At 62.1% G+C, this 15,458-nt stretch carries 14 protein-coding genes; 5 read left to right on the forward strand and 9 right to left on the reverse strand.

Going from position 1 to position 15,458, the window contains the following annotated elements:
* From lpoB to PSH78_RS01145, 3 genes are all read right to left on the reverse strand, one after another.
* A complete protein-coding gene (gene lpoB / locus PSH78_RS01135; RefSeq protein WP_305497989.1) occupies positions 1-588 on the reverse strand; it encodes a penicillin-binding protein activator LpoB in 588 nt (195 codons plus the stop codon).
* A gap of 180 nt (positions 589-768) precedes the next feature.
* Positions 769-1,140, reverse strand: a complete 372-nt coding sequence (locus PSH78_RS01140; RefSeq protein ID WP_305497990.1) for a YcfL family protein — start codon at positions 1,138-1,140, stop codon at positions 769-771.
* Positions 1,141-1,158: 18 nt separating this feature from the next.
* Positions 1,159-2,553 carry a COG3014 family protein gene (locus PSH78_RS01145; RefSeq protein ID WP_305497991.1) on the reverse strand — a complete coding sequence of 465 codons (1,395 nt, stop codon included), beginning with the start codon at positions 2,551-2,553 and terminating at the stop codon, positions 1,159-1,161.
* A 313-nt stretch (positions 2,554-2,866) separates the two neighbouring features.
* Here PSH78_RS01145 and PSH78_RS01150 point away from each other — a divergent pair, with 313 nt between their 5' ends.
* Together PSH78_RS01150 and PSH78_RS01155 are read left to right on the forward strand one after the other, a co-directional pair.
* Positions 2,867-4,765, forward strand: coding sequence for a cytochrome c/FTR1 family iron permease (locus PSH78_RS01150; RefSeq protein WP_305497993.1), 1,899 nt, complete (start codon positions 2,867-2,869; stop codon positions 4,763-4,765).
* 92 nt (positions 4,766-4,857) lie between these two features.
* Positions 4,858-5,313 (forward strand): YaiI/YqxD family protein, encoded by a 456-nt coding sequence (locus tag PSH78_RS01155; protein WP_305497994.1) that lies wholly within the window; start codon positions 4,858-4,860, stop codon positions 5,311-5,313.
* A gap of 119 nt (positions 5,314-5,432) precedes the next feature.
* Here the strand turns inward: PSH78_RS01155 and elbB are convergent, their stop codons facing one another.
* Positions 5,433-6,101 carry an isoprenoid biosynthesis glyoxalase ElbB gene (gene elbB / locus PSH78_RS01160; RefSeq protein ID WP_305497996.1) on the reverse strand — a complete coding sequence of 223 codons (669 nt, stop codon included), beginning with the start codon at positions 6,099-6,101 and terminating at the stop codon, positions 5,433-5,435.
* Positions 6,102-6,223: 122 nt separating this feature from the next.
* Between elbB and PSH78_RS01165 the strand changes: the two genes are divergently transcribed.
* Positions 6,224-7,459 carry a sterol desaturase family protein gene (locus tag PSH78_RS01165; RefSeq protein ID WP_305497998.1) on the forward strand — a complete coding sequence of 412 codons (1,236 nt, stop codon included), beginning with the start codon at positions 6,224-6,226 and terminating at the stop codon, positions 7,457-7,459.
* Here PSH78_RS01165 and PSH78_RS01170 read toward each other — a convergent pair.
* Entirely contained in the window at positions 7,440-8,063 is a 624-nt protein-coding gene (locus tag PSH78_RS01170) for a DedA family protein (RefSeq protein ID WP_305498000.1), read from the reverse strand. The two genes, PSH78_RS01165 and PSH78_RS01170, sit on opposite strands and share 20 nt — an antisense overlap.
* Before the next feature lie 204 nt (positions 8,064-8,267).
* Between PSH78_RS01170 and hemB the strand changes: the two genes are divergently transcribed.
* Both hemB and ppk1 read left to right on the forward strand, forming a co-directional pair.
* A complete protein-coding gene (gene hemB / locus PSH78_RS01175) occupies positions 8,268-9,281 on the forward strand; it encodes a porphobilinogen synthase (RefSeq protein WP_305498001.1) in 1,014 nt (337 codons plus the stop codon).
* 17 nt (positions 9,282-9,298) lie between these two features.
* The gene (ppk1, locus tag PSH78_RS01180) at positions 9,299-11,515 is read left to right on the forward strand and encodes a polyphosphate kinase 1 (protein ID WP_305498003.1); all 2,217 of its coding nucleotides are present in this window, start codon (positions 9,299-9,301) and stop codon (positions 11,513-11,515) included.
* Positions 11,516-11,724: 209 nt separating this feature from the next.
* On the opposite strand, the gene ppx is transcribed toward ppk1, so the two are convergent.
* The 4 genes from ppx to PSH78_RS01200 all read right to left on the reverse strand — a co-directional run bounded on the left by ppx (position 11,725) and on the right by PSH78_RS01200 (position 15,457).
* The gene (ppx, locus tag PSH78_RS01185) at positions 11,725-13,227 is read right to left on the reverse strand and encodes an exopolyphosphatase (RefSeq protein WP_305498005.1); all 1,503 of its coding nucleotides are present in this window, start codon (positions 13,225-13,227) and stop codon (positions 11,725-11,727) included.
* 190 nt (positions 13,228-13,417) lie between these two features.
* Positions 13,418-14,155, reverse strand: coding sequence for an amino acid ABC transporter ATP-binding protein (locus tag PSH78_RS01190; RefSeq protein ID WP_305498006.1), 738 nt, complete (start codon positions 14,153-14,155; stop codon positions 13,418-13,420).
* The gene (locus tag PSH78_RS01195) at positions 14,142-14,792 is read right to left on the reverse strand and encodes an amino acid ABC transporter permease (protein ID WP_305498007.1); all 651 of its coding nucleotides are present in this window, start codon (positions 14,790-14,792) and stop codon (positions 14,142-14,144) included. Before PSH78_RS01195 ends, PSH78_RS01190 begins: the two co-directional genes overlap by 14 nt.
* Positions 14,789-15,457: an amino acid ABC transporter permease gene (locus PSH78_RS01200; RefSeq protein WP_305498009.1), complete on the reverse strand. Its 669-nt coding sequence runs from the start codon at positions 15,455-15,457 to the stop codon at positions 14,789-14,791. The genes PSH78_RS01195 and PSH78_RS01200 overlap by 4 nt, the downstream gene beginning before the upstream one ends.
* Position 15,458: the final 1 nt, after the last annotated feature.

The following is a 15,458-nucleotide window of genomic DNA, read 5'->3' on the forward strand; positions in this document are numbered from 1 at the left end:
TTAACGCTCCGTGGTCTTGCGGATTTCTTTCTCGTCCATCCATTCGGCCAGACCGCTTTCGACATCGATCAGTTGCAGGCTGAATTTGTAGAAGACGTCCTTGTAGTCTTCGCTGCGCTTGACGATCGAGCTGATGGAACCCTCGATGCGGTACTTGGCGGCGATCATGTTGCCGGTCTTGGCCACTGTGCTTTTTTTGTACAGGCCGCTCTGGTTCTGCAGCTTGAGCTGGTCGACCTGGCTGTCCATGGCATTGTTGTCACTGGCAAAGCGTGCCGCGCCGGTTTTCATCAGTTGGGTCTTGATGCTGGTAGTGATCTCGCGAGTATCGATGTACTCGCTGGTCTTGTTCTTCACGTCGTAGACCTGCACCACCGGACGGCCCTGCAGGATGCCGGACTGAGCGAGGGAGCGGGTCATGGACTCGGCGATCATCTGCAGGTCGGTGGAGCCGAATTCGTTGGTGACGGTTTCCACGGCCTTGGTGTCGCCGTAGCTGATGTTCTTGTTGCCCAGGACCGGCGAGTTGTTGGCGCAGCCGCTGACCAGCAGGGCGGCCAGGGCGAGGGAGGAGATGCGTAGGAACATTTGGGTGCTCTCTGAGAGAATAAACGGATTAGTCGGCCGTGCCGACAATCCCCGTGGCGAGGGAGCTTGCTCCCGCTGGGCTGCGAAGCTGCCCCAAAATCTTGCGGTTGCTGCGCAACCGAGCGGGAGCAAGCTCCCTCGCCACGGGGCTGGTGCAAGCCTGATCGACCGGAACAGGGCTCAAGGGGTATTGATTTCCAAACGGAAATCCACGGCCTTGGGTGTCGGTGCGATGGCCGGCAGGAAGCGGGTCTGTTCGCCATACAGCGTCAGGGTTTTCCAGCTTTCCTCTTCGGCGATCGGGAAGCCTTCCGGCCCCAGCCAGGCAAAGCGGTAATACATAGTCTTGTTGTTGAAGCTGGTATTGCTCAACTGCACGTTGACGGTCATGTAGCCGTTTTCGCGGGCGACGCGCATGGCGCCGGCCACAATGTTTTTTGTCTTGCCCATCGCCACGACCTTGCTGGCGGCAGTGCCCGGCTCCGGTGGCGGTGGGGTGGCGCAACCGGCCAGCAAGGCCAGGGCGCCGACGGCGATCAGTTTTAAACGCATGTGAACAAGACTCCGTTCTTAAGGTTGCTTGAGGGCGATGGCGGTCGGGTTGGCGCTCGGGATCACCTGGGCCGCGAGGCCGCCGGCGAAGACTTGGCTGCCCACTGCCCGCAGGCTGACGACCTGGTAGCGCTGATCAACCTTGACCTTGACCACCGAGCCGCCTACCGCACTTGGCAGGGTGACCTGGTGTTCGCCCTTCTTCAGGCGCAGGCGCACCACTTGGGTGTAGTCCGGCAAGGTGCGCCAGGTGCGGGTGTCGGCGCCTTCGAGCACGGCCGAGGTGATGCCCACGGCCAGGCCGGCCAGCGGGTTGGTTTCGTTGATCTGTTTCTGTGCGACGCCACGGGTGATGGCCCGCACGGTCGTGCGCAGGATGATCCCCGGCATGTCGTCGCGCAGGGCCCGGCGCGACATGGCGGTGGTGCTGTTGAGCTGGGTCAGGTCCAACTGACGGCCGTCGACGCCGATCTGGGCGAAGGTCGCGGTGGAGGTGTCCGGCTTGATCAGGGGGAAGGACAGTGGCGTGATAACCACATTGCCGCTGATCGGCAAGGGCAGCGGGATTCGCATCGAGTCACGGGATGGCGCCAGGCCGCTCTGCACCACAATCAGGACGTCACTGTCATCGTCCTTCGCGGCAGGCTTGTCGAGGTTGAGCAGCGCCTGCTCCAGCAGCGGGGTGTTGGGGCGCAGTTCGGCGGCCTTGCGATAACCCGGCGCGGCCAGATCTTTCTCGCCCAGGGCTTCGTAGACGAAACCTGCCAGGTAATGGCTGAACGCGCTCTGGTAACTGTTTTTCAGGCTGACCACTTCAGGGGCGTCAAGGCTGGCGACCGGATAACCCTTGAGGTCCTTGTATTCGGTCTTGACCCCCTGTTTCTCCGCGTCCTCCTCGCGCTTGAGGTATTCCTTGTCGCGCAGGTCGGCGATCACGGCTTCGCGCTCGTGGGTCTTCTTGATCTGCATCCGTGCGCCGTCGAAGTCATTCACCGCCAGCAGGTTCAACGCCATCTGAGTGGTGAGCATGACCTTTTCATAGTCATAACCCTCATAGCGCCGGACTTTGTCATTGACCAGGAAACTGCCGAACTGCGCGACGTACTTGGCGGTATCGAGCTTGACGGCGTCTTCCCACTGCCCGACTTGCTGGTCGGCGCTGGTCCAGGCGGTCTGGCTGCCGGACAGGTCGCCCTTGGCGCGCAGCAGCTCACCCTTTTCGAAGAAATAGAGCAGGTCTTTGTCTTTGCTGGTGTTGTTTTTTTCCAGCAGGGTCAATGCCGCGTCGACGTTGCCCGAGGCCAGTTGCTGATTGGTCTGGGCCAGCTCGCTGTCGTAGTTGCGAAACGCCGAGCAACCGGACAGCAAGGTGATCGCGCCGAGGGCGACCGAGAAAAGAGCACGGGATGCCATGAACACTTCTTCCCTGAGTATCAGCCGGGGGGTGCGGGTCGGGCTGGGGCGATCCACGGACAGGCGCTTTTGCGCCGTCGGTTCCTCAAGTCCAGAGGAGCTTTTATGCCTTCTTCTAATAAGAAGGCGGCGCATTATAAGCAGTGGATTTGCTTATGTAGTGGCTTTTTAGTTTCTAAATGATGTTTTTGTGATGTCATCTTCAAAGCATGAATATCCGATGAAAATGCCTGGCCGTAACACATCGGTGCTTGAGCCAAGCGCATTGGAAGTGAACAATGTGTTACTTCTTATTTCCAATCGAGAGTCATTCATGACTGCCCCGTTTCGTTTCCTGGCCTGGATTGCGCTACCGATGCTTGCGCTTTGCAGTGCCGATCTGCTGGCTGACACTGTTGAAGGCGCGCCACAGGCGCTGCACTTGCTGGATTACATCGGGGCGGATTACCCGGCGACCGTCGACGCGGGGAAGGTCATCGACGATGCCGAATATCGCGAGCAACTGGAATTTACCCAAGTGCTGGAGGGGCTGGTCGCCGCACTGCCAGGCAAGCCGGAAAAAGCTGAGTTGACGCAAGGCGTCGGTACGTTGCGCAGCGCGATCAGCCAGCGCCAGGACGGCGCTGACGTGGCCCGTCTGGCGCGGCAGCTGGGGGCCAGGCTGGCCGTGGCCTATGAGGTCAGCCAGGCGCCGGTGATCACCCCGGACCCGACGCGCGGGGCGCCGTTGTATGCCCAGAACTGCTCGGTGTGCCATGGTGACAGCGGTGCCGGCGACGGTCCGGCGGGTGTCGGCCTGGAGCCGCCGCCCTCGAACCTGCGCGACGGGCAGCGCCTGGATCGCCTGAGCCTCTACGCGATCTACAACACCTTGGGCATGGGCGTCGAGGGCACCGATATGCCGGCCTTCGCCGATCAGCTCGACGACCGTCAACGCTGGGACCTGGCGACCTACATCGCCAGCTTCAGCGCCGACCCGGCTGCGGCCAAGGGCGAGCAGACCTTCAACCTCGCCGACCTGGCCCGCCAGACCCCGGCCGAAGTCCTCGCCGCCCAGGGGCCTGCGGCAGCGGCGACGTTCCGCGCACAGCGCGCCCAGCCCCCGCAGGTGCAGCGCGGCCCGGCGCAGTTGCTCGACTACACCGCCGCGACCCTGGACAAGAGCATCGCGGCGTATCGCACAGGTGACCACGACCAGGCCTACGACTTGTCGGTGGCAGCGTACCTGGAAGGCTTCGAGCTGGTGGAAAGCTCACTGGACAACGTCGACGCCAGCGTGCGTAAAGATACCGAGAAGGCCTTGATGGCCTACCGTCAGTCCCTGCAGGACGGTTTGCCGATCGAGCAGGCCGAGCAACGCCTGGACGCGGCCAAGGCCAAATTGAAAGAGTCCGCCGGCCTGCTCGGTGGCGATGGCTTGAGCTGGTCGCTGAGCTACATTTCGGGCTTGCTGATTTTGCTGCGCGAAGGCCTGGAAGCGATCCTGGTCCTGGCGGCCATCCTGGCGTTCCTACGCAACACCGGCCAGCAGTCGGCGGTGCGCAGCGTCAACGTCGGCTGGGGCCTGGCGCTGCTGGCCGGCCTGGCGACCTGGGCAATCGCCGCGTACGTGATCGATGTCAGTGGCGCGCAGCGTGAATTGCTCGAAGGCGCGACGGCATTGTTCGCCAGCGTGATGGTGCTGTGGTTGGGTGTGTGGATGCACGACCGGCGCCACGCGGCGGCCTGGCAGGATTACATCAAGAGCAGCCTGGTCGGCGGCGGAGGCCGTTTCGGTTTCACGATCCTGGCATTTTTCTCGGTCTATCGAGAGCTGTTCGAGGTGATCCTGTTCTACGAAACCCTGTGGCTGCAGGCCGGCCCGGCCGGGCATGACGCGGTGTTGGCCGGTGGCGCGACGGCGCTGGTGCTGCTGGTGGGACTGGCCTGGGTGATCTTGCGCGGCTCGGCGAAATTGCCGCTGGCGCTGTTCTTCAGCATCAACGCCGGTTTGTTGTGTGCGTTGTCGGTGGTGTTTGCCGGCCATGGCGTGAAGGCCTTGCAGGAAGCCGGAATCTTCGGCACGCGGCCGGTGGCGTTCTTCGAGTTCGATTGGCTGGGCATCCACGCCGATGCTTATTCCCTGACGGCCCAGGCGGTAGCGATCATCGCGATCGTTGTGCTGTACGGGCGCAGTTGGGTGGCGGAGAAACGTCGGGTGCAGGTTTCCTGAAGTCATTTCGCGAGCCGGCTCGCTCCCACAGGAGGTAGGCTATCCATTGTGGGAGCGAGCCCGCTCGCGAAGCTTTTGAAGAGGAAGACCCGATGCGTGTATGGATTGACGCCGACGCCTGCCCGAAGGCCGCAAAGGAACTGGTGGTCAAGTTCGCCTTGAAGCGCCAGTTTGAAGTAGTACTGGTGGCCGGGCAGCCGCAGATCAAGCCGGGCCTGGCGCTGGTGAAGCTGATCGTGGTGCCCAGCGGGCCTGATGCGGCGGACGATTATCTGGTGGAGCATGCCGTCCCGGGCGAGCTGGTGATCTGCAGCGACGTGCCGCTGGCCGACCGCCTGGTAAAGAAAGGCGTCGCCGCCCTTGACCCGAGGGGCAAGGAGTTCGACGCGCAGAACATGGGCGATCGGCTGGCGGTGCGCAACCTGTTCACCGACTTGCGGGAACAGGGCCACATGGGCGGTGGCCCGGCGGCGTACAGCGAGCGGGACAAGCAGGGATTTGCCAATGCGCTGGATCGGATATTGATGCGGTTGTCTCGAATCTCCTGAATGTGTCCGATTCCCTGTGGGAACGAGCTTGCTCGCGATAGCGGTGTATCAGTCAGCACTTATGCGACTGAGTTGACGCCATCGCGAGCAAGCTCGCTCCCACAGTTGATCGTGTGTGGTCACTCATCATTCTCGTGCGTCAGCTCCAGCACCCGATCCACCAGCTTGTTGATCCCCGAAGCCGCTTCGCTGATGTTCTGCGCCAGCATGTAGGCGGGGGTGCTGACCAGCTTGCGCGCGGTGTCTTCGACGATATCGGTGACCAGGCACTCTTCATGAGTCCCGCCCATCTTGGTCACGGCAGCGGCGGTGTCGGCGTCCGTGCCGATGGTGCAGGTCACTCCAGGGCCGTAGATTTTCGCCGCCAGGGCCGGTGAGATGCAGATCAGCCCAACCGGCTTGCCGGCCTCGGCGAAGGCTTCGGTCAACGCCAGGACTTCCGGCTGGACGCTGCAACCGGCGCCTTCGACGGCAAAGTTGGAGAGGTTTTTCGCCGAGCCGAAGCCGCCGGGCACGATCAGCGCGTCAAAGTCCTCGGCCCTGGCTTCGCGCAGGTCTTTCACATTGCCCCGGGCGATGCGCGCCGATTCCACCAACACGTTGCGGCTCTCGGGCATTTCCTCGCCGGTCAGGTGATTGATGACATGCAATTGGGCGATGTTGGGGGCGAAACACTGGACCTGCGCGCCGCGCTGGTCGAGACGCAGCAAAGTGATCACGCTTTCGTGAATCTCTGCGCCGTCGTACACGCCACAGCCGGAAAGGATCACTGCAACTTTTTTGCTCATGGGCTTTTCTCCAGATTCATGGCGTTAAATGTCTACTAATTTGTCACTCGTTGCCATAGGGGGATCCGGCAGCTACACCTAATCTGCCAACACCTTCCTGCCTTGCATGCCCGGGTCGCGTCATGAATTTCATCCTGTATGCCGTGCCGTTTTTCTTCGTGTTGATTGCGGTCGAGCTGCTGGCCGATCGCTGGCGTGGCGTGAGCCACTACCGGGTGGCGGACGCGATCAACAGCCTGAGCACCGGTGTGCTGTCGACCACGACGGGGTTGTTGACCAAGGGCGTGGGCCTGGTGACCTATGCCTTTGCCCTGGAGCATCTGGCGGTCTTTCAATGGCCGACCGACCAGGCCTGGACCTGGGTGGTTGCCTTTGTGCTCTATGACTTCTGCTACTACTGGCTGCACCGCTTGGGCCACGAGCGCAACATCCTCTGGGCCGCGCATTCGGTGCACCACCAGAGCGAGGACTACAACCTCTCCACGGCGTTGCGCCAGACCAGCAGCGGTTTCCTGCTGAGCTGGATCTTCTACCTGCCGCTGGCGGTGCTGGGCGTGCCGCTGCTGGTGTTCGTCAGTGTCGCGGCGTTGAACCTGCTGTATCAGTTCTGGGTGCATACCCAGCACATCCCCAAGCTCGGCTGGCTGGAGTGGTGCTTCGTCACGCCATCCAATCATCGTGCCCACCATGCACAGAACCCTCTCTACATGGATCGCAACTACGGCGGCGTGTTCATTATTTGGGACCGTCTGTTTGGCACCTTCCAGGAAGAGGACGACAACGAGCCGGCCATTTTCGGCGTGACCAGGCCACTGGCGAGCTGGAATCCGTTGTGGGCCAATCTGCAGTTCTATGCGCAACTGTGGGCCGACGCCCGGCGCGCCGAGCGCTGGTGGGACAAACTGCGGATCTGGTTCATGCCCACCGGTTGGCGGCCAGCCGATGTGGCCGCCAGGTACCCGCAGAACAAGCCGGACCTGAGCCAGTTTCGCAAATTCGAAGTATCCCTGGACGTGCGACAACAGTGGTACGTGGCGCTGCAGTTTTGCGTCTACATCGCCCTGGGCAGTTATTTGATGAACCTGGAAAACAGCCTGCCGGCCACTGCCCTGGTGATGGGGTGGGGAGCGGTAGCGTTGGGTCTGTTCGTGTTGGGCGCGACTCTGGAGAATCGCCCGTGGGCGCTGAGGCTTGAGCTCTTGCGCCTGGCTGCGAACCTGCCGCTGCTGTGGCTGGCGCCGCTGGCCGGGTTATGGCCGGCCAGCCCGGTGGCCTGGGTTGGCTTGCTCAGCTACAGCCTGATCAGTGGCATCGGCTTGTACTATTGCCGCAACCGTCTTACTCGCCTGGCGTCGTAGTCTCGGCTGACTTGGCTTGTTCGAGACGTTCTGCCGCAAGGACTTGTCTGGCCAGCCGTGCGTTCTTGATGCGTCGACGCAGCCATAGACCCAAGCCCAGAACCAGCAGGGCGCCAAGTACCCACAGTTCGTACTTCTTGATGCTGCCCAGCATGCCTTCGAGCACCGCGCCAAAGTGGTACGCGGCAGCCGCCAGGGCCGTGGCCCAGATCGCCGCGCCGATACCGTTGAGCAGCAGGTAGCGGCCCGGTGGATAGCCAGAGAGGCCGATGGCCACCGGCATCACCGTGCGCAAACCGTAGACGAAGCGAAAGCTCAGTACCCAGATATCCGGATGGCGGCGGATGTGCTCCAGCGCGCGATCCCCCATCAACTGCCAGCGCGGCTTGCGCGCCAGGAGCTTGCGACCATGTTTGCGGCCCAGGAAGTACCACAGCTGATCGCCCGCGTAGCTGCCGCAAAATGCCACGACCACCACCAGGTTGATGTCCATGTAGCCACGGAACGCCAGGAAGCCTGCGAGCACGAGGATGGTTTCGCCTTCGAAGAACGTGCCGATAAACAGGGCCAAGTAGCCGAAGTCATGCAGAAATTGTTGGAGCATTGTCTGGGTGCTGGCGAAATGAACGCGCAGCCTAACCCTTCAGGCACATTCAGGAAAGTATCGAAATGTGTCTGTACGTGAACATTTCCTACAGAAGACAATCACTGCGACTAGTGGTCGCGCTTCAGCACAACTGTCATGTGTTCGTCATAATGACCGCTTATAACTGTCACGCTCGCCCGTCTGCGGGCTCAGGAGTCTGCCGTGAGCTTTACCCCCGCCAATCGTCTGTTCCCCGCCACCCGTCTGCGCCGCAACCGCCGTGATGAGTTCTCCCGTCGGCTGGTGCGGGAAAATGTGCTGACCACCAATGACCTGATCCTGCCGGTGTTCGTGCTGGACGGGGAGAACCGTCGTGAAGCGGTGGCGTCGATGCCTGGCGTGGAGCGCCTGACCATCGACTTGCTGCTCGAAGCGGCGGCCGAGTGGGTGGAACTGGGTATCCCGGCGCTGGCGCTGTTTCCGGTCACCCCGCCAGCGCTCAAATCGCTGGACGCCGCCGAAGCCTGGAACCCCGAGGGTATTGCCCAGCGCGCGACCCGTGCCCTGCGCGCACGCTTCCCGGAGCTCGGTGTGATTACCGATGTGGCGCTGGACCCGTTCACCACCCACGGTCAGGACGGCATTCTCGACGAAGAAGGCTACGTGCAGAACGACATCACCGTCGATGCACTGGTCAGGCAAGCGTTGTCCCACGCCGAAGCGGGGGCCCAGGTCGTGGCGCCATCCGACATGATGGACGGTCGCATCCAGGCGATCCGCGAAGCCCTGGAAGTGGCCGGTCATGTCAACGTGCGCATCATGGCCTACTCGGCCAAGTACGCCAGCGCCTACTACGGTCCGTTCCGCGACGCGGTCGGCTCGGCCCTGAACCTGGGCAAGGCCAACAAGGCCTCCTATCAGATGGATCCGGCCAACACCCATGAAGCCTTGCACGAAGTGGCTGCCGACTTGTCAGAAGGCGCAGACATGGTCATGGTCAAGCCGGGGATGCCTTATCTCGACATTCTTTGCCGGGTAAAGGAAGAATTCAAAGTACCGACCTTTGTTTATCAGGTCAGCGGTGAGTATGCGATGCACATGGCCGCGATCCAGAACGGCTGGTTGGGCGAAGGGGTGATTCTCGAGTCCCTGACCGCTTTCAAACGTGCGGGTGCTGATGGCATCCTGACTTACTTTGCCGTGCGCGCCGCCCAATTGTTACGAGAGCAGAAATAGCCTCCCAGGAACTTGCGATGAATACCGAAGGACTCACAGAAGTTGCCGTAAAAGACGCTCAGCCCGTGGTCGAGCAAGTCGCCGAAACGCCGCCTGAGCTGGAGGCGGCTCCAGCGGCCGTGCCCGAGCCGGCCCCAGCTCCGGCGATCGCGATCACCAACCTGGATGACAGCAGCCTGTACATCCATCGCGAGCTGTCGCAACTGCAATTCAACATCCGCGTGCTGGAGCAGGCACTGGATGAGTCCTATCCACTGCTGGAGCGGCTGAAGTTTTTGCTGATCTTTTCCAGCAACCTGGACGAGTTCTTCGAGATTCGCGTCGCCGGCCTGAAAAAACAGATCACCTTCGCCCGCGAGCAGGCCGGTGCCGATGGTTTGCAACCGCACCAGGCCCTGGCGCGCATCAGCGAGCTGGTACACGGCCACGTTGACCGCCAGTACGCGATCCTCAACGACATCCTGCTGCCGGAGCTGGAAAAACATCAGGTCCGCTTCATCCGTCGCCGCTACTGGACGACCAAGCTCAAGACCTGGGTACGCCGTTACTTCCGCGACGAGATCGCCCCGATCATTACCCCGATCGGCCTCGACCCGACGCACCCGTTCCCATTGCTGGTGAACAAGAGCCTGAACTTCATCGTCGAGCTGGAAGGCATCGACGCCTTTGGTCGCGATTCCGGCCTGGCGATCATTCCGGCGCCGCGTCTGCTGCCGCGCATTATCCGCGTGCCGGAAGACGTCGGCGGGCCTGGCGACAACTATGTGTTCCTGTCGTCAATGATCCACGCCCATGCCGATGACCTGTTCCAGGGCATGAAGGTGAAGGGTTGCTACCAGTTCCGCCTGACCCGTAACGCCGACCTGTCGGTAGACACCGAGGACGTCGAAGACCTGGCCCGCGCCCTGCGCGGCGAGCTGTTCTCCCGCCGTTACGGCGATGCGGTGCGCCTGGAAGTGGCCGACACCTGTCCGAAACATCTGTCCGACTACCTGCTCAAGCAGTTCAACCTGCACGAGACCGAGCTGTATCAGGTCAATGGTCCGGTGAACCTGACGCGGCTGTTCAGCATCACCGGCCTGGACAGCCATCCGGAGCTGCAGTACTCGCCGTTTACGCCGCAGATTCCGAAACTGCTGCAAAACAGCGAGAACATTTTCAGCGTGGTCAGCAAGCAGGACATCCTCCTGCTGCACCCCTTCGAGTCGTTCACGCCGGTGGTCGATTTGCTGCGCCAGGCCGCCAAGGATCCCCATGTATTGGCGGTGCGCCAGACGTTGTACCGCAGTGGCGCCAACTCGGAGATCGTCGACGCCCTGGTGGACGCGGCGCGAAACGGCAAGGAAGTCACCGCGGTGATCGAGTTGCGCGCGCGTTTCGACGAAGAATCCAACCTGCAACTGGCCAGCCGCCTGCAAGCGGCCGGCGCGGTGGTGATCTATGGCGTGGTTGGCTACAAGACCCACGCCAAGATGATGCTCATCCTGCGGCGCGAGGCCGGCGAGATCGTGCGCTACGCGCACCTGGGCACCGGCAACTATCACGCCGCCAACGCTCGTTTGTACACCGACTACAGCCTGCTGACCTCGGATGATGCGCTGTGCGAGGACGTCGGCAAGCTGTTCAGCCAACTGATCGGCATGGGCAAGACGCTGCGCATGAAAAAACTGCTGCATGCGCCGTTCACCCTGAAAAAGGGCATGCTCGACATGATCGCCCGGGAAACCCAGTTCGCCCTGGACGGCAAGCCCGCGCACATCATCGCCAAATTCAACTCGCTGACTGATCCGAAGATCATCCGCGCGCTATACAAGGCCAGCCAGTCGGGCGTGCGCATAGACTTGGTGGTACGCGGCATGTGCTGCCTGCGGCCGGGCATTCCGGGGGTGTCCCACAACATCCATGTGCGCTCGATCATCGGGCGCTTCCTGGAGCACACGCGGGTGTTCTATTTCCTCAATGGCGGCGAGGAGCAGATGTTCCTCTCCAGCGCCGACTGGATGGAGCGCAACCTCGACAAGCGCGTCGAGACCTGCTTCCCGGTGGAGGGCAAGAAGTTGATCCTGCGGGTCAAGAAGGAGCTGGAAAGCTACCTCACCGACAACACCCACAGCTGGAGCCTGCAGTCGGACGGCCGTTACATCCGCAACACGCCGACCGGCAACCAGAACCCGCGCAGTGCCCAGGCGACCTTGCTGGATCGGCTTAGCAGCCCGGTGCTGGCGGTTCGTTAGGGTCGAGGTGACCGCTTCAGGCTACACAGTCTGAAGGCGAGCGGATTTATCTGTGGCGAGGGGATTTATCCCCGTTGGGCTGCGCAGCAGCCCTAAAACCTGGCAGCGCGGTGCGTCAGATTTACTGAGTCCGACCTTCCTTGGGGCTGCTTCGCAGCCCAGCGGGGATAAATCCCCTCGCCACAAGAGAGATCTGTGTTGTCGCTGACTCAGTGGATATTCAACACAATCCCGACCCGGGTCAGCCATTCCGCTTCCTGGGCGAAGTCGGCCTGGGTCAGTTGGTTTTCTTCCAGCCAGCCGTCCGGGAATATCACATCCAATTGATCGCCATTGGCATGCAGGGCTACCTGGGGCATTTCCTGGGTGCCGCGGATGTGGTGGAAGAGGATTGCGAAGCGCAACAGCACGCACAAGCGGATCAGCTTGATGCCGTCATCGCCGAACTCGGCAAATTTATCCTTGGGAATATTGCGCCGGTGACCACGCACCAGTAGCGCAAGCATCTGCTGGTCTTCGCGAGAGAAACCCGCCAGGTCCGAGTGCTCGATCAGGTAGGCGCCGTGCTTGTGGTAATGGTAGTGGGCGATGTCCAGGCCGACTTCGTGCACCTTGGCGGCCCAGCCCAGTAGTTCGCGCCAGACACCGTCGTTCAGGTCCCAGTCGTCGGCCACTTGGTCGAACGCGTGCAGGGCCTTGCGCTCGACCCGCGCCGCCTGTTCCTGATCGACGTGGTAACGCTCCATGAGCGAGCCGAGGGTGCGCTCGCGGACGTCTTCGTGATGATGGCGCCCCAGCAGGTCGTAGAGCACGCCCTCACGCAGGGCACCTTCGCAGTGATCCATGCGTTGCAGTTCGAGGGCGTCAAAAATCGCCTCGAGAATCGCCAGGCCCGCCGGGAAAATCGCCCGGCGATCAGGCTTGATACCTTCGAAGTCGATCTTGTCCGATTCGCCCAGCTTGAACACTTTGCGCTTGAGCCAGGCCAGGCCTTCGGCGTTGACCTCGCCACTGCCATGGCCGCCAGCCTTGAGCGCCAGGCCGATGGCGCGGATGGTGCCCGAGGAGCCGATGGCTTCATCCCAGGTCAGGCGGTGCAGCGCGTGCTCGATGCTCATGATTTCCAGGCGCGCCGCCGTGTAGGCCTGGGCGTAGCGGGCCGGGGTGATCTTGCCGTCGCGGAAGTAGCGCTGAGTGAAGCTGACGCAACCCATCTGCAGGCTTTCGCGCAACAGTGGTTCGAAGCGCTGGCCGATGATGAATTCGGTACTACCGCCGCCGATGTCCGCCACCAGGCGCTTGCCCGGGGTGTCGGCCAGGGTGTGCGAAACACCCAGGTAGATCAGGCGGGCCTCTTCACGGCCGGAGATGACTTCCACCGGATGGCCGAGGATCTCTTCGGCGCGCCGGATGAATTCGCCGCGGTTGCGCGCCTCGCGCAGGGCATTGGTGCCGACGATGCGCACCGCGCCCAGGGGCATGCCGTTGATCAGTTGGGCGAACCGTTTGAGGCAGTCGAGGCCGCGCTGGATGGATTCTTCGCTCAGTTGACGTTCTTCGTCGATACCGGCGGCCAGCTGGACCTTCTCGCCGAGTCGCTCAAGAATGCGGATTTCCCCGTTCTGGGCCTTGGCGACGACCATGTGAAAGCTGTTGGAGCCCAGGTCTATGGCAGCGATCAGGGACAGATTCTTGGCTTGGGATAGCGGCATGGTCAAAAAGTCTCGGTCGATAACCTTGCCATCCTGCCACGATCGACCGCTTACGCCAACGCAAAGGCGACCGCTTCGCAGTCGATCGCGAGCAAGCTCGCTCCCACAGGTGATTGAGCCGCCTGCAGAACGCGGTCAAGGTGGGAGCGAGCTTGCTCGCGATGAGGCCAGGGGCGGCACCCGCAAAACCTCAGGCTGCAGGCTCCACCGTCCCGATGAAGTTCGCCAGCTCGGCCGTTTGCGGATCGGCGAACAGCGCCTTCGGGTCTCCGACCTCGTGCACCTTGCCCTGGTGCATGAACACGAGCTTGTCCCCTACCTCCCGGGCAAAGCGCATTTCATGGGTGACCATGATCAACGTCATGCCTTCCTTGGCCAATTGCCGCACCACGCTGAGCACTTCATTGACCAGCTCCGGGTCCAGGGCCGAGGTGATTTCATCGCACAGCAGCACCTTCGGCGACATCGCCAGGGCGCGGGCAATCGCTACCCGTTGCTGTTGGCCGCCGGACAGACGGTCCGGGAAGGCGTCGAATTTCTCGCCGAGCCCGACCCGCTCCAGCATCTGCCGCGCCAGCTCGGCCGCCTTGGCCTTGGGCACTTTTTGCACGACTTGTGGCGCGAGCATCACGTTCTCGCCGACCGTCAGGTGCGGGAACAGATTGAACTGCTGGAACACCATCCCGACTTTCTGGCGCAGGCTGCGCAGGTCGGCGCGTGCCGCGTCGAGGTACTCGCCATCCACTTCGATCACGCCGTCGTTAATCGATTCGAGACCGTTGAGGGTGCGCAGCAAGGTGGATTTTCCCGAACCGCTGCGGCCGATGATCGCCACCACCTGGCCTTCCTCGACGCTCAGGTCGATGCCTTTGAGCACGTGGTGATCGCCGTAGTACTTATGCAGGGCGGAAATTCTAAGCAGAGGCATGCAGTCTCCTTTCCAGGTAGCGCGCGCTGAGGGACAAGGGGTAACAGAGGAGGAAATAACCGAGGGCCACCAGGCCGTAGACCATGAACGGCTCGAACGTGGCGTTGGCGAGCATGCCGCCGGTCTTGGTCAGTTCGGTAAAGCCGATGATCGAAGTGACGGCCGTGCCCTTGACCACCTGCACGGAGAAGCCCACGGTCGGCGCCACGGCAATCCGCAGGGCCTGGGGCAGGATCACGTAGCGCAACTGCTCCAGCGGGTTGAGCGCCAGGCTCGCGGACGCTTCCCATTGACCGTTGGAAATCGAGTCGACGCAACCGCGCCAGATCTCCGCCAGGTAAGCGCTGGTAAACAGCGTCAGGGCAATCGCCGCAGCCATCCAGGGCGAAATCTCCACCCCGGCCAGGGCTACGCCAAAGAACACCAGGAACAATTGCATCAACAGTGGGGTGCCCTGGAACAGCTCGATATAGGTCCGGGCGACATTACGCGGCAGGGCGCGTTTGGAGATGCGCAGCACCATCACCAGCAAGCCGATCACACCGCCGCCGATAAACGCCACCAGCGACAGCGCCAGGGTCCATTGCAGGCCGGTGAGCAGGTTGCGCACCACGTCCCAGAAAGTGAAATCGCTCATTGGCTGCTCCTGGCAATGTAGCGACGCCCGATCCAGTTGAGAAACTGGCGGATCAACAGCGCCATGCACAGGTAGATCAGCGTCGTCAGCGCGTAGGTTTCGAACGCGCGGAAGTTGCGCGACTGGATGAAATTGGCGGCGAAGCTCAGCTCTTCGGTGGCGATCTGCGAACAGACGGCGGAGCCGAGCATCACGATGATGATCTGGCTGCTCAGCGCCGGCCAGACCTTGCCCAGTGCCGGCAGCAAGACCACGTGGCGGAACGCTTCGAAGCGGCTCATCGCGAGTGCCGCGGCGGCTTCCAGTTGCCCTCGCGGGATCGCCTGGATGCCGGCCCGGATGATCTCGGTGGAATACGCACCGAGGTTGATCACCATCGCCAGCACCGCCGCCTGCCATTCGGAAATCTGCAGGCCCAGGGACGGCAAGCCGAAGAAAATGAAAAACAGCTGGACCAGGAAGGGCGTGTTGCGGATCAATTCCACGTACACGCCGAATATCGCCGCGAATGGACGGATATTCCACGCCCGAACCACCGCCCCGACGATGCCCAGGCCGACCCCGAGCAACGCGCCGATGGCCGTCAGCTCAAGGGTGAACAGCGCGCCGCGCAACAGCAGCTCGGTGTTTTGCACCACCGGCAGGAAATCGAACTGATAAGCCATG

The organism is Pseudomonas sp. FP198, assembly GCF_030687895.1.
Lineage (GTDB): Bacteria > Pseudomonadota > Gammaproteobacteria > Pseudomonadales > Pseudomonadaceae > Aquipseudomonas.

Excerpts from the sequence above, each read along its gene's own strand:
- lpoB (WP_305497989.1), bottom strand. The coding sequence starts at position 588 with ATGTTCCTACGCATCTCCTCCCTCGCCCTGGCCGCCCTGCTGGTCAGC.
- PSH78_RS01140 (WP_305497990.1), bottom strand. The coding sequence starts at position 1,140 with ATGCGTTTAAAACTGATCGCCGTCGGCGCCCTGGCCTTGCTGGCCGGT.
- PSH78_RS01145 (WP_305497991.1), bottom strand. The coding sequence starts at position 2,553 with ATGGCATCCCGTGCTCTTTTCTCGGTCGCCCTCGGCGCGATCACCTTG.
- PSH78_RS01150 (WP_305497993.1), top strand. The coding sequence starts at position 2,867 with ATGACTGCCCCGTTTCGTTTCCTGGCCTGGATTGCGCTACCGATGCTT.
- PSH78_RS01155 (WP_305497994.1), top strand. The coding sequence starts at position 4,858 with ATGCGTGTATGGATTGACGCCGACGCCTGCCCGAAGGCCGCAAAGGAA.
- elbB (WP_305497996.1), bottom strand. The coding sequence starts at position 6,101 with ATGAGCAAAAAAGTTGCAGTGATCCTTTCCGGCTGTGGCGTGTACGAC.
- PSH78_RS01165 (WP_305497998.1), top strand. The coding sequence starts at position 6,224 with ATGAATTTCATCCTGTATGCCGTGCCGTTTTTCTTCGTGTTGATTGCG.
- PSH78_RS01170 (WP_305498000.1), bottom strand. The coding sequence starts at position 8,063 with ATGCTCCAACAATTTCTGCATGACTTCGGCTACTTGGCCCTGTTTATC.
- ppk1 (WP_305498003.1), top strand. The coding sequence starts at position 9,299 with ATGAATACCGAAGGACTCACAGAAGTTGCCGTAAAAGACGCTCAGCCC.
- ppx (WP_305498005.1), bottom strand. The coding sequence starts at position 13,227 with ATGCCGCTATCCCAAGCCAAGAATCTGTCCCTGATCGCTGCCATAGAC.
- PSH78_RS01190 (WP_305498006.1), bottom strand. The coding sequence starts at position 14,155 with ATGCCTCTGCTTAGAATTTCCGCCCTGCATAAGTACTACGGCGATCAC.
- PSH78_RS01195 (WP_305498007.1), bottom strand. The coding sequence starts at position 14,792 with ATGAGCGATTTCACTTTCTGGGACGTGGTGCGCAACCTGCTCACCGGC.
- PSH78_RS01200 (WP_305498009.1), bottom strand. The coding sequence starts at position 15,457 with ATGGCTTATCAGTTCGATTTCCTGCCGGTGGTGCAAAACACCGAGCTG.